This window comes from Mesorhizobium sp. WSM4904, assembly GCF_029674545.1.
Classification (GTDB): Bacteria; Pseudomonadota; Alphaproteobacteria; order Rhizobiales; family Rhizobiaceae; genus Mesorhizobium.
The window spans coordinates 1424543-1445578 of the sequence record NZ_CP121354.1 but is presented as its reverse complement, the minus strand read 5'-3'; the positions used below and the strand labels follow the sequence as shown (position 1 = coordinate 1445578).

General features: G+C 56.7%; 18 protein-coding genes and 2 pseudogenes. 3 read left to right on the top strand and 17 right to left on the bottom strand.

All coding sequences use genetic code 11. From position 1 onward, the window contains the following. Positions 1–25: 25 nt before the first annotated feature. The 6 genes and pseudogenes from QAZ47_RS06790 to QAZ47_RS06765 form a co-directional block, all read right to left on the bottom strand. Positions 26–260: pseudogene (locus tag QAZ47_RS06790) on the bottom strand (aldehyde dehydrogenase family protein); the annotation flags it as partial. A 308-nt stretch (positions 261–568) separates the two neighbouring features. After that, positions 569–817: an aminotransferase class III-fold pyridoxal phosphate-dependent enzyme gene (locus QAZ47_RS06785; protein ID WP_063169297.1), complete on the bottom strand. Its 249-nt coding sequence runs from the start codon at positions 815–817 to the stop codon at positions 569–571. Continuing rightward, on the bottom strand, positions 778–1005 hold the full coding sequence (locus QAZ47_RS06780; RefSeq protein WP_263485461.1) for an aminotransferase class III-fold pyridoxal phosphate-dependent enzyme: 228 nt from the start codon (positions 1003–1005) through the stop codon (positions 778–780). The genes QAZ47_RS06785 and QAZ47_RS06780 overlap by 40 nt, the downstream gene beginning before the upstream one ends. A 221-nt stretch (positions 1006–1226) precedes the next feature. Continuing rightward, the gene (locus QAZ47_RS06775; protein ID WP_063169298.1) at positions 1227–3209 is read right to left on the bottom strand and encodes an argininosuccinate synthase-related protein; all 1983 of its coding nucleotides are present in this window, start codon (positions 3207–3209) and stop codon (positions 1227–1229) included. Next, positions 3206–4123, bottom strand: coding sequence for a DMT family transporter (locus QAZ47_RS06770; RefSeq protein ID WP_245479914.1), 918 nt, complete (start codon positions 4121–4123; stop codon positions 3206–3208). Before QAZ47_RS06770 ends, QAZ47_RS06775 begins: the two co-directional genes overlap by 4 nt. A gap of 684 nt (positions 4124–4807) precedes the next feature. Beyond that, complete coding sequence (locus tag QAZ47_RS06765; protein WP_029354714.1) at positions 4808–5026, bottom strand: helix-turn-helix transcriptional regulator; 219 nt, start codon at positions 5024–5026, stop codon at positions 4808–4810. A 109-nt stretch (positions 5027–5135) separates the two neighbouring features. Here QAZ47_RS06765 and QAZ47_RS06760 point away from each other — a divergent pair, with 109 nt between their 5' ends. Continuing rightward, a complete protein-coding gene (locus tag QAZ47_RS06760; protein WP_063169299.1) occupies positions 5136–5402 on the top strand; it encodes a DUF2285 domain-containing protein in 267 nt (88 codons plus the stop codon). A gap of 438 nt (positions 5403–5840) precedes the next feature. Here QAZ47_RS06760 and QAZ47_RS06755 read toward each other — a convergent pair whose 3' ends face one another. Continuing rightward, the gene (locus QAZ47_RS06755) at positions 5841–6074 is read right to left on the bottom strand and encodes a helix-turn-helix transcriptional regulator (RefSeq protein WP_082826573.1); all 234 of its coding nucleotides are present in this window, start codon (positions 6072–6074) and stop codon (positions 5841–5843) included. Positions 6075–6189: 115 nt separating this feature from the next. Here QAZ47_RS06755 and QAZ47_RS06750 point away from each other — a divergent pair, with 115 nt between their 5' ends. After that, positions 6190–6471 carry a DUF2285 domain-containing protein gene (locus QAZ47_RS06750; RefSeq protein WP_063169301.1) on the top strand — a complete coding sequence of 94 codons (282 nt, stop codon included), beginning with the start codon at positions 6190–6192 and terminating at the stop codon, positions 6469–6471. Positions 6472–6909: 438 nt separating this feature from the next. Further along, entirely contained in the window at positions 6910–7866 is a 957-nt protein-coding gene (locus tag QAZ47_RS06745) for an IS481 family transposase (RefSeq protein WP_063169302.1), read from the top strand. A 175-nt stretch (positions 7867–8041) separates the two neighbouring features. Here QAZ47_RS06745 and QAZ47_RS06740 read toward each other — a convergent pair whose 3' ends face one another. From QAZ47_RS06740 to QAZ47_RS06695, 10 genes and pseudogenes are all read right to left on the bottom strand, one after another. Next, the gene (locus tag QAZ47_RS06740) at positions 8042–8779 is read right to left on the bottom strand and encodes a LuxR family transcriptional regulator (protein WP_082826574.1); all 738 of its coding nucleotides are present in this window, start codon (positions 8777–8779) and stop codon (positions 8042–8044) included. 870 nt (positions 8780–9649) lie between these two features. Next, the gene (locus QAZ47_RS06735) at positions 9650–11056 is read right to left on the bottom strand and encodes an aminotransferase (protein ID WP_063169303.1); all 1407 of its coding nucleotides are present in this window, start codon (positions 11054–11056) and stop codon (positions 9650–9652) included. 190 nt (positions 11057–11246) lie between these two features. Beyond that, positions 11247–11667, bottom strand: a pseudogene (locus QAZ47_RS06730) (transposase); the annotation flags it as partial. Between the two features lie 483 nt (positions 11668–12150). Continuing rightward, positions 12151–12657, bottom strand: coding sequence for a TIR domain-containing protein (locus QAZ47_RS06725; protein ID WP_063169304.1), 507 nt, complete (start codon positions 12655–12657; stop codon positions 12151–12153). A gap of 9 nt (positions 12658–12666) precedes the next feature. Further along, complete coding sequence (locus tag QAZ47_RS06720; RefSeq protein WP_063169305.1) at positions 12667–13527, bottom strand: DUF4231 domain-containing protein; 861 nt, start codon at positions 13525–13527, stop codon at positions 12667–12669. Positions 13528–14929: 1402 nt separating this feature from the next. Beyond that, entirely contained in the window at positions 14930–15427 is a 498-nt protein-coding gene (locus QAZ47_RS06715; RefSeq protein WP_063169306.1) for an Lrp/AsnC family transcriptional regulator, read from the bottom strand. Between the two features lie 493 nt (positions 15428–15920). Continuing rightward, on the bottom strand, positions 15921–17444 hold the full coding sequence (locus QAZ47_RS06710) for a fumarate hydratase (protein ID WP_063169307.1): 1524 nt from the start codon (positions 17442–17444) through the stop codon (positions 15921–15923). 27 nt (positions 17445–17471) lie between these two features. Continuing rightward, positions 17472–18905, bottom strand: coding sequence for an NAD-dependent succinate-semialdehyde dehydrogenase (locus tag QAZ47_RS06705; RefSeq protein ID WP_063170369.1), 1434 nt, complete (start codon positions 18903–18905; stop codon positions 17472–17474). 193 nt (positions 18906–19098) lie between these two features. Continuing rightward, positions 19099–20025 carry a LysR family transcriptional regulator gene (locus QAZ47_RS06700; protein ID WP_063169308.1) on the bottom strand — a complete coding sequence of 309 codons (927 nt, stop codon included), beginning with the start codon at positions 20023–20025 and terminating at the stop codon, positions 19099–19101. 167 nt (positions 20026–20192) lie between these two features. Beyond that, positions 20193–20594 (bottom strand): hypothetical protein, encoded by a 402-nt coding sequence (locus QAZ47_RS06695; RefSeq protein ID WP_063169309.1) that lies wholly within the window; start codon positions 20592–20594, stop codon positions 20193–20195. Positions 20595–21036: the final 442 nt, after the last annotated feature.

Below are 21036 nucleotides of genomic sequence, written 5' to 3'. Positions count from 1 at the left end.
GGACTCCTATGTCAGGCGGGAACCACTAGACGCCGAGACCGCCGATGCAGACATGTTTGGTGTCGAGATAATCCACGATGCCCTGGAGGCCGCCTTCCTTGCCGAGGCCCGATTCCTTGACGCCGCGGAACGGCACCTCCGGCGTGGTGATCAGGCCTTCATTGACGCCGGTACTTCAGTCCTTCCATCACGCGGAAGGCGCGACCGAGATCGCCGGTGTAGAAGTAGGCCGCGAGGCCGAACTCGGTGTCGTTGGCGAGCGGCGTGCCCGACCTGAGACATGGGTGACGTTTTGTACCGGACACGGATGAAGTGCACCCCTCGGGTGAGCGTTTGCTCGATAATATCCACTGAAGTGAAGCAGTCGGTCTTAATGCTGGAACTCATGCCACCCGACCGACCCGGGAATTCGCAGCAGCGGCGCCGTCGAGTGCAGAACGAATGCCGTCAACCAAGGGGTCGATCTCGCTTTCGGTGATTATATAGGGCGGACAGATTCCAAGCACTTCTCCCATATTGCGGATCATGACGCCGTGCTCGCGGCACCGCCGCTCGACATCGCCGATCCTCAGCTCGGGCGCGAAGACGCGACGGGCGCACGATCCTCGACGATCTGAACCCCCGCGATGAAGCCGCGGCCGCGGGCTTCACCGACAAGCGGATGGTCGCCGAGCGCGTCCGCGAGGGCTCCATGCAAGTGATCGCCGAGACGACGCGCCTGGGTCACGAAATCGATCTCGCTGTAGATCCTGATCGCCTCGGCGGCGACGGCCGCTATCACCGGATGACCGGAGTAGGTGAAACCGTGACCGAACACGCCGACCTTGTGGGCCTCGTCAGCGGCGCATTGATAAATCTTGTCGAGATAATGACGCCGCCAATGGGCAGGTGACCGGATGAAAGCCCCCCGGCGATCGAGAGCATGTCCGGTTCCATCCCAAATGTCTGGCTACCAAACCAGTTCCCGGTGCCTCCGAAGCCGCAGACCACCTCGTCGGACAGCATGAGGATAATTTCTCACTTTCTTGCGAAGATCGGGGGTGTCCACGGTCATTCGTATTACGCGAGATCCGCGAGGCCAAAAACCATCATACCAGAGAGGCGAAACTGCTATCTAGGTGTTTAGATGCAAGAAATTAATCCTGCATTGTTCCCGCACCAGGAACACCCGAGAGGATACCAAGCAGTATTGAACCTTGTTGAAAATGCTCTCGGCGCGCTGGGCGTTATAATTTCTCGAAGGCGATCACAAGGACGTCGCGATAAGCGTACGGCATTTTCAGGTTTTCGGCCACAATCGACGATACATCGTGAAAGGTTTCGCGGTCGTTGCAGATCACAAAATCATTCGGGGAGTTCATTTCGACCTCGCCGAGGAACTCCTTTGAGGCGTCGGTGATCATGCTCATGCCGCCGGTGACGTTGACCCGCCCAATCATATAGCAAGCAATGAAGTCCACCCCGTCCTGGTGAAGGCCCTCGGGTGCCGGTTTGCCATTTACACCATCGCGCGCGACAATCCGGTAGGGATGGATCTTGATATTCCAACGATCATGTCGGGCGGCTTCACATAGAATTCTGCAGAAACCTGTCAGAATCTTTTCTAAGACGGGATGGTCTATAAAGGAGTTTTCAAGGGGCTCGAAGTGGCGCTTGAAGCCGCCATTCAGATGATTGACACTTTTTGATTGTTCGTAGGGGGCGTGGGGTAGGAGCCTAAAGATTCCGTCAGTCGCGTCATATTCAAAAGCGCTATAGCGCCGGTAACGATATGTTCCGCCGTCACGCATGTATTCATCGAGAAGAAGTCGATTCCAATGGTCAGCAAAGTTCTTCCAGGCTGCATCAATTTCGATGCCAAAGCAGGCTTCGGCGCGCTCGCCTTTTGAAAACCACCATCCATTTGTCACCAGACCGTCAGTGCATTGTTGACTGAGGTTGGCCGGCGCCTGGGGTGCGTTGTTTTCCACGGGTGTCTCCCTTTTGGTGACTTGGCGAGGACGGAACGCTTTGGACAACGCTATGTGGGTTGCGGCTTGGTATTCCCAAAGGTCGCGGTCCCTAATGTATCTCGGCGTCCTGGCTCGGATCGACCGAGGTAAAAAGCGTGTGTGATCGACTATGTAGCTGACGCTCCCGCTAACGCCCTCGAGGGCGGATGCAATGGCCCGTTCGCACATCTGGTGAATAGTACTGCCCCATGCACCTGAAACCGCCTCTTGGGACCAGGCTTGCTCAAGCCCTTGCTTCAAAACGATTGATGCCACGTCAAGAGAAGCGGTTTCGAGGTGACGCAGCGCGTCGAAGATAATGGCCGCGGCAGGGGCCTCGCGGACTTCGAGAACCTTTTGGCCGGTTGTGATGTGTTCAAGCCCGACAAAGCGGCCGTGCCCGAATTTGCCGACCGTGTTATTCAGGAACGGGATTGCGTCGACCAATGCAACATCACGGTCATCAATTGACACGAGACTTCCGTCTGCAAACCCGAGTTTGATCTCTACCGGCTGCTCTGCGGGAATGTGGCGCGTCCAAGCAAATGCCTCCTCGGGGATGGAAAAGTTCTCGGGATCTTCCAAAGGCCCCGACTCGAATTCCCGACACCAGAGGTTTTCGTCCGCGCTCCACGTGCGGTCCGCCACAAAAGTCGCTCCACACTTGGACAGGTCGGAGGTCTTCTGTTGTCGGGATATCACAGAGCATTCATACGGACTGCCGAAGTTGCCGGAAAATCCTGAGCGCTTAATGCTATTGTTAAGGCGCGGAAGACTGTTTTGAGAAAGGTTTGCTGTATGAAGAACCAGCCGTGAGTTGATTGACCTAGCATGATTAACAACCAAAGATGCGATTATGGGACGGCTCAACGAACTGCTCAACGGATAGATGCCAAGGTACTTGGCGTGGGCTCGAATGGCTGATTTCACGCCTTGTTCGACAAAGGCATCCCGCCCTTCGAGGCAGACAAAGCGCGCGCCGAACATGGCTGCCGTCCGTTCCAACAAAGGCTGATCGATGCGCGTTCCGACATCCGCTGCGACAGCTTCAATGTTCGCAAAGCCAAGGCTTTGCAGCTTGTAGAGAAGATAGGTGCTGTCGAGACCGCCGCTGAACATGGTTGCAACTGGTGCGGTTCGGTCCGGAAAAGCCTCCAGATCTTCAAAACTCGAAATGCCGCCGATGGCGGGTTTGGTGGAAGCCAAGATGGGGTTCATTTGGATGTCCTGCTCTCAAACCAGATGCCAGCAAACGTCGCAGCGAGGACGAGGCCTGCGCCTATCAAGCTCGGTACTGTCAAAGGCTCATTCAGAAGAAGGTGCGCTAGAACGAAACCAAAAAAAGGTTCTGTTCCCATCAAGAAGCCAACCCGTGTCGGTGTGGATTTTCTCACTGCGGCATTTTGAATGTAGAATGCAGCGAGGGTGCAGAAGAGTGCAAGGAAGGCAACAGCGCCCCAAAACTGAAGGGTGGCCCTCACAACAAGGCCTGAAATTCCGAACTGAGCGACGGCCAAAACGAAAGTAAGTGTTGCCACCGTCGATCCTTGGATGGCCGTCAGGGCTGCAGATGAAATCTGCCGGCCGGCCAGAAGGCGTTTGGTGGAAACGACCATAACCGCTCGCAGAATCGCGGCCCCCAAGACAAGCGCGTCACCCGGGCTGAACCTGCTGATCCCGCCAGTGAGAATGCCGACACCGATGCACGCTATGGCAGCACTTGCCAAAATGCCCGTAGGTGGAAGTCGCCGTGATAGCCCATAGTCGATGCTCGGCGTGAAAATCACACAAAGCGATATGATCAAGGCCGTGTTCATTGCGCTTGTCGATGCAACGCCGTAAGTTTCAGCAATAAAGATGCAAAAAAGTATTGTTCCCAATGCGAAGCCGCGGATGAAATCGCCCCAGGAGACCAATGCGATCTCATGTCTTGCAGCCACTGCCGTAATGATCGTAGTAATCAGGAAGCGATAAAGAACAAGTATCGAAACCGGCGCGTAGAACAGTGCGCCTTTCCCGACCGGATAGCTCGCCCCCCAAACGAATGCGACTCCCAGCAAGGCTAGATCCACCGAGAAAGATGGCGTCCGTGTTTTCCTGACAGGTATTGGAGAACTTTCGAAAACGTCCACCTTCAAAGTTTCCTTTGTGTTAGCCATCCACCCCTGCTGCGAGGGTCAAACAGATCAGGTCGTTCAGCCTCTTGGGCGATCCGTGCCGCGGCGTACTTGTTTTTGGTAACGCAAGTGCCGTGCCGATTCGGAAAACCATTGCTAGACAACAACCTGGTCGCCTTGATAGTTCGGCGGTTCATGTCCATTGTTGTCAGAATGCCGACAATGACTTCAACTGCAGGGATCCTACCGGCAGGGCCTCAAGGCGAACACGCGGCTCCAAGATGCCGACACGATGGCTGGTTCAGCCATGCTTCGACAGTTGCCTGTTTTTTCAGTTCCTTTGCTGTTCGTGCGCTAACCGCAACGCTCCATACTAGTCTCGCGTGGCTGTCCCCGTGGGGTGGGCGGCAGAAAGCGATTAGGCCCGCTGAAAGAGGCGAACCGCATCCGAAGGATCGTAACCAAGAGAAGGACCTGAAGCGAGAGCGAAGGTTGCGGGAGGCCGCGGCGGGCCTAAAAGGCAATGCCGACCGCCCCAGGAAAGGCTGACAAAAACCGCAGCGGCCGACTGTCCAATAGGGTGCGCCGGGCCAGGGCGAGCCAAATGGCAGGGGCTGCCGGGGGACCCTAAGAAAAGCCTGGGTTCACGAGCACCCGGCGCGCGCCATCAGGCGGCCAGCTACTTGGAGGGCGGGTGTATCATGCCTGTTTGTCGGGCCGAACCAGATCCATGTGGCTGACGCCGAGGGCCAATGCCAGTTCATAGATCGTGATAATTGTCGGATTTCTTCGGCCTTTCTCCAAGCCGCTGATGTACTGCTGACTGAACCCGGAAATCTCCGCAAGCTGCTCCTGCGTCAGGCGCTTCCTTTGCCTGATCCTCTGCACATTCCGTCCGACCAACTTGCGCATATCCATGCACGCAAGCCAGCGGATCAGGCGGCTTGAGTTTATCAACTATAATATGTAATCCACATTTAGCAGGCACAGGGCTTCGCGGGTCCATTGGCCGGAGATAGAATTAGCGATGTTGCAGCCCAGATCGAACACGCCGTTCGCCGACGAGGTCCCCTGGTCGGACCGCATTACAGCCTACGACAAGGACCACTTTACAACCTATATGAGGCTCCTGGACGCCTCGGCCGACAACGCCACTGAAGAGGAAATGGCCAAAGTGATCCTCGGCATTGATCCGGCACGCGAACCTGAGCGCGCACGCAACGTTCTTCGCAGTCATCTCGACCGTGCAAACTGGGTGGTGACGAGCGGCTACAAGGATTTGTTCGCCAGTTGACGAAATGGGCGGTGCGGTCGCTTCGCTTCAAGCAACGAAGTCGCGCAACCGCCATGCATCGACGTATCACCACAGCGCGGATGGCCCAGCGCTTCGCTGTCTCATCATTTTGTCCTCCGCTCGCCAATGGCTGCTTCCCAGGAATGGGTGCGGCGGCGAATCATGACAGGAACGGGTCCGCCGTCTGAGCCGCACCGCATCCGAAGGGCCGGATGGACAACCTACTGAAAGCTCACAGCTGGCTAAGGGTTGCGGGACGCCGCGGCGGGCCTAGAAGGATGCGGCGCCACCTGCTGAGAAAGGCACAAAACAGAGCGAATTGCGAGAGTCTAACGACGCGCTAGGAGGCGCAGCGGAATGGTCGAGACGCCAGAGCCAAGAAAATCGGGGCTCGACCCACCGGCACACGGCACGCGCGGTGATGGGCGCGGGCGCCCACTACGTGCGCAGGCTCAACAGAATCTCACACGGATCAGCATCGAGGGCCGCAGTTACGTCGAGAAACTCAATGACATCGAGACGCCGTTCGCCACCCTCATATTTCGCCACGAAAGATTGCGGACGACCAAGCTTCTCAGCCACCTGCGCCTGCGTCAGCCCTTTGACATTGCGCAGTGAGATCAACTGGGCCAGAAACCGCTGGTGGCGGGGAGATCGAAGAGATTTGGGCATTTAGGTGAACCGGCAGGTAGAGACCGGCTCAGCGACTAATCCCCGTTTCGGATTATCCCATTTTGGGATATTCTGCCTTGGATCCAGCGATCAACATGCGAGGTTCGCGGCAGACATGAATCAATCAACGGGAACAGATAGGACTCAAAGCTCAACACTGCTCGACGAAGTCCCTTGGTCTGACCGTCTTACCGCCTACGACAGGGCGCACTTTACCATCTATATGAGGCTCCTGGACGCCTCAGCCGATGAGGCGCCCGAAGAGGAAATGGCCCAACTGATCCTCGGCATTGATCCGGCACTTGAACCGGAGCGCGCCAGGAAGGCGCTTCGTAGTCATCTCGACCGTGCGAACTGGATGGTGACGAGCGGCTACAAGGAATTGTTCGCCAGCTGACAAATTCGCAGTGCTCGGTCATAGAAGCGTTCCTGTGCCATTGGTCAGGCTGATCGGGGCCTGCACCACAGACGCGCCGGCAAAATGGACCCGGTGGCGAGCACAATTCAGTTCCCAGGAAATCGGGGTTTGGCAACTGTCCGAGCGTCTGACGTGATAGAAGGTTCCGCTCTGTCTGGATGGGTATTAGCCCGGAGCAGCACTCCATATCGTACCGGCGCTCGACGAAGGGTCCACCTCTTCGCTTTCAAGCCGCATAACCGATAGCCATCGCCCTAAGTCAAGGGTTAGAGATTACCGGCAGGCAGGTATGCAAGCGGGCCATCCTCGGAAACTATATAACCGCACGACTAGCTGTGAGCTTTCGGGAGGTTGTCCATTCGGACCGGACCGGGGAGACTGGAGTTACCAAGCTTCAGCACTCACCGGAGGGTCCGAATGAACATCCATAAGAATGCCCGTCTCACACCGCTGCGTCGAGAGGAGATGGCGCTGTCGGTGATAGAAGGCGCTTTCTCCAAAGCCCATGCGGCGCGTGTCTACGGCGTGTCGGCCAAGATCGTGGCGCGCTGGGTCGAGCGCTACAAGTCCGAAGGGCGGGCCGGCATGATCGACCGTTCCTCGCGGCCCGCCAATATGCCGCAGGCCACCGCTGCGTTGATCGCCGAGCGCATCATGGCGCTGCGGCGGCAACGTTGGACCGGCAAGCACATCGCCCATGAGGTCGGCGTCTCGCCCGCCACCGTTAGCCGGGTTCTCAAGCGTGCCGGACTGTCGCGGTTGCGGGATATCGAACCGGCCGAGCCGATCCGACGCTACGAGCGCGAGCATCCTGGCGAGATGATCCATATCGATATCAAGAAGCTCGGTCGTTTCGAGCGCATCGGTCATCGCATTACCGGCAAGCGCACCGGCAATGCCAGCTCGCGCGGCAGCAGTTGGGAGTTCGTCCATGTCTGCATCGACGACGCCTCCCGCATCGCCTTCTCGCAGATCCTGCCCGACGAGAAAAAAGAAAGCGCCATCGCCTTCCTCAAGGCGGCGGTGGCCTACTACGCCAGCCTCGGCGTCACGATAGCCCGCGTCATGACCGACAACGGCTCCTGCTACAGATCAAAGGCCTTCGCCAAGGCCTGCCGCGATCTCGGCCTCAAGCACGTCAGGACAAGACCCTATACACCCAAGACCAATGGCAAGGCCGAGCGCTTCATCCAGACAGCACTGCGCGAATGGGCTTATGCCATCGCTTATCCGACTTCAGATCACCGCGCCGCAGAGTTGCCGGTCTGGCTGCACAGATACAATTGGCACCGTCCCCACGGGAGCCTAAAGTCCAAAACACCTATCAGTCGCCTCGCTCTAACCGAGGACAACCTGTTGAGGCTCCACAACTAGCTCGTCAGCGACGACACACCCGCTCGAGCACCCATAGACTATGATCACCGGCGCGGACTGGAAGAATACGGCTGCATCGCCCGAGCCGGCGGAACAGAAGATCTCGGCATCCAGTCAACGCTCGATACAAAGCGCGCGATCGAATGGCCCGAGCACAAGGGGATCAAAAAGCTTCTCAGACAATTGAGGACCCTTCGGACCCCAAAAGGGCTATAGCCTGATTTTGGGTTCGCACGCCTAGCTTCTTCTTGGCATTGTCCAAATGAAAAGCGATCGTGCGTGGCTTGATACCCAAGATGCGGCCGGTCACCCAGGCTGAATTACCCCGCGCTGCCCACCTCAGGCACTCATATTCGCGGGATGTCAGCGAAACCCCATCCACTGTTCGATCGCTCGGCAATTTGCGGCGAACGCAACGATGAAAGCAGGCCGCCATCAGTTGAAGAGCTTGTTCGTACCGCTCAGCGACCCGAAGAAATACTGGACGAGGCTCATCGGCGGCAAAAGTAACCGCAGCGATGCGGCCGCGGAGATCGACAATTGGGATCGTCAAACCGCAGCAGATGCTGAATTGAGCCGCCTCATCGAATAGCTGCTGTTGAGCCGGCGACATTTTATCGCCTCCCAAATTCGATCCCCAGTGAAACGGGCAGCCGCCATTTCGAGCACGCAAGACCACAGGATCGAGTTTCTCATACTGATTTTCCAGATACTGTCTGGTCCAGCGGGGTGGATAGTTTGAAATTAACCTCGGTTTGCCGGAAGGCCGTGCTGGCAAGGAGAGGTAGGCAAAGAAGATTAGGTCAAGTCGTCCGGCCGCCTCAGCCATGGCATCCCGGAAATCTGCCTCATCGATACTCTGTGACAGTCTTTCAAGGAATGTCTCGAAAACAAGTGGCATGTGCCTCGTCATCGTCGCGCTCGATTCTTCCTCTTTCTGCACGCCTTCCGGCTGCGTCGTGTATGTCCCGACAAACGTGATTGAATTCGCGGGCGTCGCTGGGCTGACCGGGCTCCAGAATGCTGCCACACTTTCGATCTTCGTCGGTCATCCCAATCATGCTGGGCTCACCCGATGGGCGTCTGGCAGACGCCTCATGATCTCAACAGCTCAATCAGAGAATCTCCATGCATTAAATCATGACCGCCCCTGCACCGACCAAATCAGGAGAAATCATCCTGCGCTGACCAAAAGCCATCATTGACCCCAGCTTTTGCAGGAATTTGGGTCGGCATTAGCATAACAATTCGGATAGCCGCTCATCCCCCACCCGGGGCGCCGTGATCCGCAAAGAAGTGTTGCGATGCTTTCTTTTCTTTGATAGGCAAATCGTCTCAACAATATTAAAATGCCTTTCCTTGTGAACGGGGTGGCGTGTGAGTATCGTCCTTCTATATACCTGACGTGATAAAATTCACCGCAATGATTATGGCCCGCTGCAATGATGTAAAGGGCACGTCTAAGCTCAATCTGCATCGGAACGTGCAGATGACCTTTACCAGACCCTCGATCCCGCACGGGCCATAATGATACTGATTACGTGGGTCAAAAAGGGCGCCCTGCCGGCGGGGAGGTACACCCGCAGGGCGCGCCGCACAGAGGTCCTGGTCGTTGGGCAACAGGACAGCGGCGGCAGAACTGATTCGGTTACAAATCGTGACTGAAATAGCCCGGAGCATGCTCAAGATCAGATATCTGGAATTCAACAGTTTTGGGTCTGCTCGGCGCAGTAGCGCGCAGGGACATGCCTGCCTCCGGACTCGCTCCTTCGCGATCGCAAAATCATACGGCACCCTCGGCCTTCAGCGCGCGATAGGTGGTATCGACCGACTTTACCGTCGCGTCGACAATGATGTCGATCTCTTTTCGGGTAATGATCAGGGGGGGGGCATAACCGAGGATGTCGCCATGCGGCATGGCCCGTCCGATGACACCATTCTCAAACAGAGCAGCTGCAGTGCGCACCCCGACCTGAAGGTCGGGTTCGAATGGTATCCTTTGTTTTGGGTCCCGCATCATCTCTACGGCCGACAGGATACCCACTCCGCGAACTTCACCAACGATGGGATGTCCCGCCAGCTCGGCCTTCATCCGGTCTTGCCAATACGGTCCAACATCGCGGACATGCTCCAGAATATTTTTTTCTTTAAGCAGTCGAATATTGGCGAGCGCGGCTGCGGCACAAAGCGTGTGCCCCGAATATGTCCAGCCGTGGCCGAGTGCGCCGTGCTTCTCAGTTCCTTGTTCCAAAACCGACCAGACACGGTCGCCAATGATTGACCCGGAGATGGGGAGGTAGGCGGAACTCAAACCCTTTGCGATGGTCACGAAATCCGGACGCATGTTATACAGGTGGGAACCGAACTTCTCGCCGGTTCGCGCGAAGCCACAGACCACTTCATCCGCGATTAGAAGGATATCGTATTTGTCGAGCACCGCTTGAATGGACGTCCAGTACCCTTTGGGGGGCGGCACAATACCTCCTGTCCCAAGTACCGGCTCTCCGATAAAAGCTGCAACCGTTTCCGGTCCTTCGGCCAGGATCAAGGCTTCAAGCTCATCGGCACAGCGCCGGGAGAACGCTTCCTCGCTCTCCTCGACACGCGCCTGGCGGTAATAGTGCGGCGTGGTTGTATGGCGCACCAAATCCAGAGGCAGGTCGAAGAAATTGTGAAAGAAGGGAAGGCCAGTTAGGCTACCCGTGACCAATCCAGACCCGTGATAGCCGCGATTTCGCGAGATGATCTTTTTCTTTTCGGGCCGGCCAAGAATGTTATTATAGTACCAGACCAGCTTGATGTTGGTTTCGTTGGCATCGGAACCGGAGAGGCCGAAATAGACCCTTCGCATGTTCTGACCGAAATACTCGACCACGGCCTCTGCCAACAGGGCGACCGGCTCCGTACCTTGGCTGGCATAGACGTGCGCGAACGGCAATTCGTGTGCTTGCCTGGCAATGGCCTCGGCGATCTCCGTGCATCCATATCCCATGTTGACGCAGTAGAGTCCTCCGAAACCGTCGAGGCTCCTTCGGCCTTCGGTGTCCCAGATATAGACGCCTTCCGCACCGGCCATAATCCTATTTGGCGTTTCGCCTCGGCTGTGCTTGGCCAGATGCGTAGAAGGATGGAAGACGAAGCTTCTATCCTTCTCCCGGAGTTGCTCGGTTCCCAGATTGCTCAAGCGCATGTCCCTCTCCTCGCGATAAATTGGCGGAGGGCACTCGGCCAGCCACCTGTTTAGCAAATAGCATACCGGAAACGTCCCTTGAGTTTCTCGGGAATGCAGGTTATTCGCCGTGAAATTCGCGGGATCGGCCCGAATTGCCGTGAAAACTAAGGCGTCACCTTCGCCTTAGCCGAGGGTCGGGGGCGCGTCCTGCAAACACGAACAGCTTACGACGCGCATGCGCCCAGCATAGTGCCCGATTAGCGGGCGATATTGACGGATGAATAGCGCTCGGGACGCTGTTCCCGCCGGCCGCGCGAGGCACGATAGAGCGCCGGCGGCCATGTTCCGCCGAACTGCCGGTCATCCCTTACATTCTGACGGTCCGGATCGGTCTTGCCCTTCCCAAGGGTGGTAATGAGGTGATCAGGGGCAAAGCACATTCGCCTCGATCAGCAGGCAGCGGGTTCCGTGCCGCGGCACAGGCTCCAACCTGGTTGGCCAGCGCTGAGAGGCTGAGGTCGTGCCCTCGCGCATATTGATAGCTTTGGCGGTGCGGCGGCTGGTGCTCGGCAGACTTCTCGAAGGAGCATAGCCAGAAGGTTCGGCCCGGCAAAGACGCGCGGCGAGAGCTCCTTGCCATTGACATCTTGATTCGCAGCCGACCAGCGCCGCCAAGTTCTATCGTCAGCGTGTTGCCTTTCTTGCGATCGCAAATTCGTGGTTGCTGCGCAGGGCGAGCCGAGCTGCGGCTCGCAGGAGGGGGCGAGCCGACAGAATTGCGCGGCCTGAAAAGCTGCCTCCATCAATGCTGGCCGCTCGTGCAGTCTCGAAACGCTGGATCAAGCCTCAAACATCGAACAGCCGCTCCTTTTCCTCGCGAAACCAGCGCCCTCGCGCGACATGATCTTGTCTGACGATCCGACGCTTCGAGCGGGGCTCCTCTAATAGGTTGCACATGACCTGCAGCTTTCAGCCAAACTCAGCAAATCGGACGTCGTGCTCTTCTTATCATCGCTCGGCAAGCTCGGAACACGCTGGCGGACGTTGCTAAGGCTAGTCGCCGCCAGCGGATGGCGAGGATGTTTGGGCGGCTAAGTGCTTTTAGGTGGCGATTATAAGCCGAGATCGCGATAGGTGCTTTCGCCATAGCTCCTGGCGCCATCGCCACGCTGAGCGTTTGAAAGCCGATGAAATTCGCTCGGCCAATTGGCTAGCGCGTGCTTGATGGCCTTCATCTTGAACGGCACGTGCACAACACATTTGTCCCTGATGATAGGCGGACAGCTCACATCTTGTTGCCGCGAGCCGTTAAGGTTTGCTGCGATTATCGGCAGACCTAGATCAAGAGCCAATTCCATTTCCCAGCGCACGAAGCGAAAAAGGTTTTTCGTCTTCTCACCGATCAGGACAAGTACCTGGCTCGATCCATTCATTCTGTTGCGAAGATTGCGTTTAACATAATCTTCGTCCTGTGCTCGGCTCGTCATATTGTCCAGATCGTGAGCGTTCGCGAATTCAAAACTCACATTCTCGCTGGCGTTCCACCCTTTCATAAAGCGGTATGCCCAAGCGTCTTCATCGCCGTCAAATATTACATAGGTCGGATCGCTGTATGCCATTGTTGTCTCTTAGTTGTTTTGACGAGCAACCCACTGGGTGTGCTCCCGTGAGAAAGCCAGTTCGGCTTCGTTCACCGCGGCGGAGAATGCCTCATCCGAGTTGGCGTCCGTAATAAGGTCGGCAGTCAAGCCGATCTCGTGAGCTGTCAACGTGTAAGCCGATGCCAATTCGTTAAATTTCTTGATCTGGGTCCACCCAATAAGGGAGGCGGCGATGACAATTAGCGGCTCGGTCGGCCAGCCTGGCATCGCGGGGTCAGCGATGCGTACTACGATGAACGAGAATCCCAGAGCGTATGCAAAAATACCAAGGCCCATCCAGACTTTCGCGGACCTCTTGTTCGAGCGCGCCTTCTTCTCGTACCACTTCCGTTGGTCGCAGATTCGTCTCTGCAGATATAGGTCTTTTCTTTCTTTTAGCGGGGAGTCCCTTATCGACATCATCTGGTCGGTTGTTTGGGGGGATGCTGAATCGGTGCCGCTCAACGCGCTACCAAGGTGACGATTGCTATCAAGGATACCTTCCATGAGCTTTCGAAAATCAGCTCTGGCGTCAGCGGCGCGCGCGTCATCGAACGGCTGTGCTCGCATCGCGAAGCGCCAAGTCAATGTCTTCACCGACTCTGCCAGAGCTCGAGCCTGATACCAGACCTGCTCGGGCTTTGTGACCGACCGGAAAATGAGGACTCCCATTGAGCAAAGAAATACCGCAGCATAGACACCGAAATAGGCTTTTGATGGCGACAAGTCCAAAGAGAGCACCGACGCTAAAAAAAGAAGAACGTACTCTGCCCGGATCAGGCGCAGAAACGTCGCCTGCTGCTCGTTGGATGCCACGTCGGCGCTATTATAGAGTCCAGGATATTTCATTTTTGAAGCACACCAGTCTATTTTGTGGCGGTAAATTCTTTAAGCCAGGATTTGGCAAACGTGAGGTTAGCAGTCGAGCTTACAGAGCCTATTCTTGAGCGAGGCGCGGTCCCTCTGTTCATAAACAGGAATGCAGGTCCTGTCCCATCAATGTAAGGGTATAGGCCCAAAAATTCTTGCCCGGAGAATGTTTCCGAAGAATTTTTTGCCACGGGCAGAACCGCTACCGCGGTCCGAAACCCATCGAAAAAGCCAAGCTCCCAAGGCATCCATCTGGATCCTGGAGAATTGTTTGAATGCACATAGATTAGCGTCTTTGACTGCCTCATACGGGTCCGCAGCAACTCGGCGGTGGCCGAGGAGACTTTTGTGCGGTCCAGTTGTGAATCTTCGACCCAATCTACGTAAGCAGTGAACCCAAGCTCCTCGAAAATTCGCTTCACACCGAGAACGATCTCTGCGTCCTTGAAAGAATGTGACAGAAAAACGTCGAATGACGATCTGGCTGTAGCTGCGGCCGTCTCTTCCTTTAGAACGATCGATGCGGCTCTATGTCCTCGACTGGCATTCGCAACTCTTTTCAGCTCTGCCTCGGTCAGTAGCACTATTCAAATCCCCCCATGATCTGTTCGCAATCTATGAACTTGACGCCCATTCGATTAAGCGACCCTTGTCTTGTGAAAACTGGCACCATGCTCTCCAGCCGGTAGCGCAACCTCCACCTTCTCAAAGACCACGTCGGGTGGCAGGAGTGACCGGCCTTGTCACCCACCTACGCGATCCCGGCACAGCCATGCTCCTCGCTTAGAAGGCTGCGGAGACCAGCAATGTCAAACAGGACAGACGATCTCCTAATCTCGAACAGCAACGAACTTAGGACGTAAAAACGCGATCTCCGAATGTCCGCAGGCGTCGAGGGCCGGGTTGGTCGCCAAGGCCGAGCGGGCCAGCTTGCACTCCCGCTACCCGTCGGCTTGCCAAACCCTCGCTGTAGATTTCGCCCCCTACACGGATGCGCTGACCGCGACTAAGCTCAATCGCCACTGATCGCCAATCCAGGGCGAAAGTTCCCCCCTTGAAGTAGCGGTAGAGGCATTTTTCGGCACTTCGCATCTTAGATATGGACGCCTCCTCAACCAGGCACGATCCGGTTTGGCTTCTCGCCGTAACCGTGCTGGGCAAGTGCGTCCGATGGCTGCTTCGATCCTCTCCTGGAATAGATCGGTTCCAGATTGCTCAAGCGCATCGTCCTTGCTCGCGATCAACTGGCGGATAGCGCTCGGCCACCTTTTTCCAGCAATTAGTATACCGCAAATGTCCCTTGAGTTTCGTCGGAATGGGTGCCTTTTGCCGACGAATCTACGGGATCCGTGCCAAACGCCGTTGAAACTTAGCTTTTGGGTTACCGTTGCCTCAGGGCGGACAAAGGTATCGGTGAATTGGACTTCACTGGTTTCGTGACGACAAGGCTATAGTATTGATCAATCCCCAAGCCTGCCTGCAGCAGTCCCTCCATGAAATCCTGATAGGCGGCCATAGAACGAGATGCGACCCGCATCAGATAATCCACGCGCCCCCCAATTGCCCAGCAGTCCAGGATTTCCGGAATGTCTTGGATAGCAGTTTCGAAGTGTCGTTGGTCCTCAAGACGATGACGATCCAGCACGACCTCCACCATCACAAAGATCATGCCGCCGATGAGGGCAGGACTCAGCCGCGCATAAAATCCCTCAATAATCCCCGCGGCCTTGAGTGCTCGGAGCCGCTCCGAACAGGCGGACGCCGAAAGATGAACTCGTTTTGCAAGCTCACTTTTTGAAATCCGACCGTCTGCCTGAATTTCGGAGAGGATCCGCAGGTCCCAACTGTCGAGTTGCACGGGATCGGGTTTCGACTTCATAACCTATGCTCTCAGCGATGACATCGCGTTGTGTGCCGATCAATTCTATCATCAATTGAAACGAGCGAATGTAGCAGTGGAAGGCATCCGTTCCAGGCCCGAGATGTGCCAGAATGGGGTACGAAAATCAGCTGAGGGTGAGCGATCCGCTGAGAAAAGCTGCAGAAGTAATTTGGCTATCGCCCCAACGCCCAACGGGGCAATGGTGCAGCTGGAGAGAATAGTCGGCGGCGGCGGAGACCATGATAAATAGATAACCGATTTTCTTGAATCTCGCTGCCGTACTTGATAGACGCGCGACTGCATTCGACCCTCGATCGCATGGACGGCATACTCAATGCAGTATTCACTCGCACATTCAACTATTAGGGTGAATTGAAGGCCTTGCTTGGCCGGCTCGCCGAGGCGCAGGGCACCGCAAATGCCGCTCGTCTTATGGCTTGCCCGATAATTTGGCGCTCGGGTCTGGCCGAAATCGCCCAACCGGAAAGACTCAAACACCGATGTTGCGTGCGATGCTGTCGGCTGCCATACGCTTACGCCACTCAAGAGGCCCGGAATTGTGAATGGAGTTTCCCTCAACATCGACAGCCATGACGACGGGCATGTCCTGCACATCGAATTCATAGATGGCTTCCATGCCCAGGTCTTCAAAGGCGACAATCCGCGCCGCCTTAATCGACTTTGAAATCAGGTACGCAGCGCCACCCACTGCAGCAAGGTATGGCGTTCTGTGTCTTACAATCGACGCGATGGCCGCCGGTCCCCTCTCCGCTTTGCCCACCATCGCGAAAAGGCCGGTTTCGGCGAGCACCTTGTCCGTAAAATCGTCCAAGCGGCTGGAGGTTGTTGGACCGGCGGGTCCAACGACTTCATTCCTCACTGCCCGGACGGGACCGACGTAGTAGATCACGCGGCCCCTCAGATCGACTGGGAGCGGCTTGCCGGCATCAATCAGTTCGACCATTCGTTTGTGGGCAGCGTCACGGCCCGTCAGCATCTTTCCAGAAAGCAGGAGCGTTTCACCGCAGCGCCACGATGCCGTCTCTTCCTTCGTAAGCGTATCTAAATTGACCCGCCGGACGCCGGCTGGGTTCAATTCGTCGGCTCCGATGTCGGGCCATTCGCGCAAATCGGGCGGCTGGAGGCTGATGGGTCCAGAGCCGTCCAAAGTAAACTTCAGGTGCCGGTTGGCGGCGCATTGCGGGATGAGCGCCACAGGCTTGGACGCTGCATGAGTAGGATAGGTCGCAACCTTGACGTCAACGACTGTCGTCAGACCACCAAGGCCTTGGGCGCCGATACCAAGCGCGTTGATCCGCTCATAAAGCTCAATCCGCAGCCCCTCTTCTGCGCTTGACGCCCCCCTTGCGATCAGTTCCGCCATATCTATGGGCTCGTTCATGGCCTCCTTGGCCAGCAGCATCGCCTTTTCAGCGCTACCACCGATGCCGACAGAGATCAGTCCAGGTGGACACCACCCGCTGCCAAGGGTCGAAACGGTATTGACCACCCAGTCGGAAACGGAGGCGGTGGGATTGAGGGTGGTAAAACGTGCCTTGTTCTCCGACCCGCCGCCTTTCGCGGCGATGGTGATCTCAATCTGGTTACCTTGCACCAGGTCGACATGGACAACTGCCGGTGTGTTGTCGCGGGTGTTGACCCGTCTAGCGAGGGGATCCGCAACGATCGATGCCCGAAGGGGATTGTCCGGATCGAGATAGGCTTGACGTACGCCCTCATTCACAAGATCCGCGAAACTGGCTGTTGACTTAATGCGGGCATCCATGCCGACCTTTGCGAAGACAACCACAAGTCCGGTGTCCTGACAAATCGGGCGCCGCCCAAAGGCCGCCATGCGGGAGTTCAGCAGAATCTGACCTATGGCATTCTTCGCCGACGGGCTCTGTTCTCGCGTGTATGCGTGAGAAAGAGACCGGATATAATCTGGAGGATGATAGTACGAGATGTACTGAAGGGCGTCGGCGACGCTCCTTGTGATGTCGCTACCGGCCATGGTCCGTGTTCTGTTTCCCACCGGATTTTATCCAAATGAACCGAGGCCATTGACCATTTTCAGAATCTGGAAGCTTCGCACCCCCTGCTCGCCGCCTTCATATCCATAGCCGCTTTGTTTGACTCCTCCATAAGGGGCATCAGCGGAAACCCCTTTCAGGTAATTCACACTAACAGCGCCCGCAGAAAGACCGCCCACAAGCCTCTGTTGCGTATCGGCCGCGCCAGTAAACAAGTAGGCGGCCAGACCGTACTCCGTGGCGTTGGCTTCATCGATCGCCTCTTCGATCGTATCGAAAGGAGCCACGGTGAGAATTGGTCCGAACGGCTCTTCATGAAGCACTCTCGCTTCCTTCGGTACGCCAGTCAGGATGGTTGGCGGCCAGTAAAACCCCGGTCGGTCAAGGGGGATGCCACCGGTCTCGATTTGGGCGCCGCCCTCTACCGCATCTTTGGTCAGGCGTTGCATGGCCTCGATTCGCCGCGCGTTTGCCATGGGACCCATCTGCGTTGCAGGGTCATCCGGTGGACCGATCCTGATTTTTCGGACCGCCTCCGTCATCCGGAACAGGAATTCCTCATAGCGGGATCGGGCGACAAGAATCCTGCTGGGCGCATTACAACTCTGGCCCGCGCACTCGAATTTGTATTCCGAAATAGCCGGTATCGCCGTTGCCAGGTCGGCATCTTCGCACACAATAACCGGGGAATGTCCACCGAGCTCAAGGATGCAGCGCTGCAGATTATTCGCGGCCAGTGTGGCCAGCTGTTTCCCAACAGCGGTCGACCCCGTGAACGTCAAGACTTTGACAATTGGCGAACTGAGCAGATGCCGTGATATATGCACAGGAACACCGAACACCAGGTTGACCACGCCTTCCGGTATCCCTGCTTGACGCAAAGATTCCACGACATGGACAGCCACGCTTGGCGTCTCTTCGGCCCCTTTGAGGATCACCGGGCAGCCTGCCGCCAGCGCGGGGGCGAGCTTGCGGGCGATGAGAACGGCTGGATAGTTCCACGGCGTAAAGGCAGCGACGACACCGAGGGCCTCCGGGACGATCATCCTGTTCGGACCCAACGGAATCGGGGTCGACAACTCATCGGCATGCCGGCCATTCCATTCCAGCGTTTCGACTGCGCGCGCGTACTCTCCTGTTGCTTCGGCAATCGTCTTTCCCTGTTCGGACGACAGGTCCCTGGCTGCGGCGCCAGCTTTCTCAGCCAGATTGCTGGCGGCAGAGACGAGGATCTCGCCACGCTCTTTGGCGGGGCGTGAGGACCACGCCTTGCGGCTGCGTTCTGCCGAAGCAAGAGCTTCATCCAAGTCTGGAACCGTAGCCGAGGCCACTGAGGCAAATACCTTCTCCGTCGCCGGGTTGATCACCGGCAAAGTGGCTCGGCTACCACCGGCTCGCCATTTGCCATTAATGAAGAGCTCGTAGCTCCTGGCGTGGGACATCGCGGGCTCCACTTGTGATTCTGGCCATGCGAGCGCCGTTTCAATTTTCGAAGCCGCTGAGCTCGCTTGAGCCAGTTTCATCGCGATGGTCGCAGCGGGTCAAATATCGATTAGTGCCTAAATCCATCTGGAATCCAGATCGATCTGTTCCGACAGGAAGGAAGTCATGCCGTTGTTTACAGATCGATGGTTCTCAGGTCGCGTCAGGAGCCGATGCTACCCAGCCCCGGCTCTCAATCAATTCTCTGGCGACCTTCGGAATGAGCTTGCGGACCGCAGAAACGGCCGCAGAACGCTCATCTTTGGGATTTACAGCAAGCACCACGGAGCGGGTAATTACCGGATCGACTATCTTGACCGTCCGGACCAGCCCTTGAGAGGCTTCTTTCTGAACGGCAGACGGGGCGAGAATAGAATGCGCTTTTCCCTCTACGACCATGTTGATGATCGTTGAGAGCGAGTCCACTTCAAACTTGACGTCCATCGCGCAACCGTGTTGTGCGACGACATCAGCCACCGAACGCCTGACATTGTTGTTGCGCATGGGAACCGCCAGGGGGAATGCATGCAGGTCGGCCAGAGATATCGCATCTTCAAACGGTGGCTCGCCGGACGGAACCACCAGACAAAGGTCTTCGCGCGCTAGCACAGTCATTCGCCCCACACTGTCCGCAGTGCGGTACAGAACCGCCAGATTGAAGCGTCCAGCCGCCATCCATTCCTCTAGCGGTCCCGTCATACCCTCGACCATCTTGAGGGACACCTTGGGCAGTTCGTGTCTTACCGTCTCAAGCAGCGGACCGCTCAGGACGCGAGCAGCTCCAGACGGAATGCCAATAGTCACCTCCCCGGCGGGGGAAGCGGCTGTGTTGGTCAATTCCACCTCGGTAATTCGAATTTCTTTGAGAATCGCCCGCGCCCGCTCCAGGAGTTTGGCTCCTGACGCCGTCACGCTCACGCCGGTCCTGTCGCGTATCAGCAGCTGAGTGCCGAAGCCTTCCTCCAATTGGCGCACATGCAGACTCAGCGCACTCTGGGCGACATTCAGAAAGCCAGCGGCCTTCGTGAAACTGCCTGCTTCGACCACGCCAACAAAGTATCTTAACTGCCTGATTTCCACGGGTACTCTTCCGAGGGCGGACTGCAATGATGTAATCTATCTCGAAATGTGATGGCGCGACAGCAATAATTGCAGAGCGACATGACGCCTAACTGTCGTGTCATCTCAGTGTGGTTTGACCAAAACCGTAACCTATGTGTCCAGAATGGACCCAACCCGCCGAGGCTTCAACCGGCCAACTCGGCGCCCTGATCCATGGAGATGATTTCTCGGACCCTTCGAATAACCGGTAGATCGACCATCTTCCCGTCCAATGTGAACGCGCCTTTGCCTTGCGCCGTCGCATCTTTTTCGCCGCGAGGACACGACGGGTCCCTCGAGTTCTTGTGCGCTTGGTGAAAAGCCCCATCGATGTTTAAATGGATCGCCTGCGGCCCCACGAAGTTATCATTGTCTAAGAATCGCCGATGCTTCCTATCGAGCCGAGACTGCCGCATGGGGAACAGAACGGAAAGGTTCGGCGTCAAAAGCAGGTCGAGTTCTGGGGCACCGCCAACAGCTGCACTGAAGTCTTCAGTACCAAGCGCCATTGCAACCAGCGGCGCTAACAAGATGGGAAAGGAGGTCATTGCTATTGCCGCTGGCGGACTTCGGCCGGCCACCCCATTTCCTCTTCCGAGAGGTGAATTGTCCAACCAACCCTGCTGACTAATGACGAGCATGATCGTATCGTCAACGTGTCACAGAATTGCTTGCAAGCTCACGGCCTCAGCTGGGCCAACGAACATTGAACTCCGTGGACGAAGCCTGGACCCGTCGTCATCCAAGTCAATCCGCGCCTCGATGAGGGGACAGATCCTCAATTGGTTCAGCTGGCTTGCAGTATTGCACCTAGCAGTCACGGCGAGGACTGGGATTTGCGAAGAAGGCATTCTCGCAGTGCGGCCGTACGGTACCTCATTCCTGGCACACTGGATTAGATCGCTGGCGACATTAAGATCAGGTGTGACCGAGGTGAAATTTTATGTCGAAAACCTGAAGGCAGGGCGTCAGGCAGGGCGATTACAGAGA

Bases quoted from the DNA above. Each gene is read 5' to 3' on its own strand.
- QAZ47_RS06755 (WP_082826573.1), bottom strand. From the start codon at position 6,074: ATGCCCAAATCTCTTCGATCTCCCCGCCACCAGCGGTTTCTGGCCCAG.
- QAZ47_RS06750 (WP_063169301.1), top strand. From the start codon at position 6,190: ATGAATCAATCAACGGGAACAGATAGGACTCAAAGCTCAACACTGCTC.
- QAZ47_RS06775 (WP_063169298.1), bottom strand. From the start codon at position 3,209: ATGAACCCCATCTTGGCTTCCACCAAACCCGCCATCGGCGGCATTTCG.
- QAZ47_RS06710 (WP_063169307.1), bottom strand. From the start codon at position 17,444: ATGGCCGGTAGCGACATCACAAGGAGCGTCGCCGACGCCCTTCAGTAC.
- QAZ47_RS06720 (WP_063169305.1), bottom strand. From the start codon at position 13,527: ATGAAATATCCTGGACTCTATAATAGCGCCGACGTGGCATCCAACGAG.
- QAZ47_RS06705 (WP_063170369.1), bottom strand. From the start codon at position 18,905: ATGTCCCACGCCAGGAGCTACGAGCTCTTCATTAATGGCAAATGGCGA.
- QAZ47_RS06725 (WP_063169304.1), bottom strand. From the start codon at position 12,657: ATGGCATACAGCGATCCGACCTATGTAATATTTGACGGCGATGAAGAC.
- QAZ47_RS06715 (WP_063169306.1), bottom strand. From the start codon at position 15,427: ATGAAGTCGAAACCCGATCCCGTGCAACTCGACAGTTGGGACCTGCGG.
- QAZ47_RS06695 (WP_063169309.1), bottom strand. From the start codon at position 20,594: ATGACCTCCTTTCCCATCTTGTTAGCGCCGCTGGTTGCAATGGCGCTT.
- QAZ47_RS06745 (WP_063169302.1), top strand. From the start codon at position 6,910: ATGAACATCCATAAGAATGCCCGTCTCACACCGCTGCGTCGAGAGGAG.
- QAZ47_RS06780 (WP_263485461.1), bottom strand. From the start codon at position 1,005: ATGCTGTCCGACGAGGTGGTCTGCGGCTTCGGAGGCACCGGGAACTGG.
- QAZ47_RS06765 (WP_029354714.1), bottom strand. From the start codon at position 5,026: ATGGATATGCGCAAGTTGGTCGGACGGAATGTGCAGAGGATCAGGCAA.
- QAZ47_RS06735 (WP_063169303.1), bottom strand. From the start codon at position 11,056: ATGCGCTTGAGCAATCTGGGAACCGAGCAACTCCGGGAGAAGGATAGA.
- QAZ47_RS06740 (WP_082826574.1), bottom strand. From the start codon at position 8,779: ATGACGAGGCACATGCCACTTGTTTTCGAGACATTCCTTGAAAGACTG.
- QAZ47_RS06760 (WP_063169299.1), top strand. From the start codon at position 5,136: ATGTTGCAGCCCAGATCGAACACGCCGTTCGCCGACGAGGTCCCCTGG.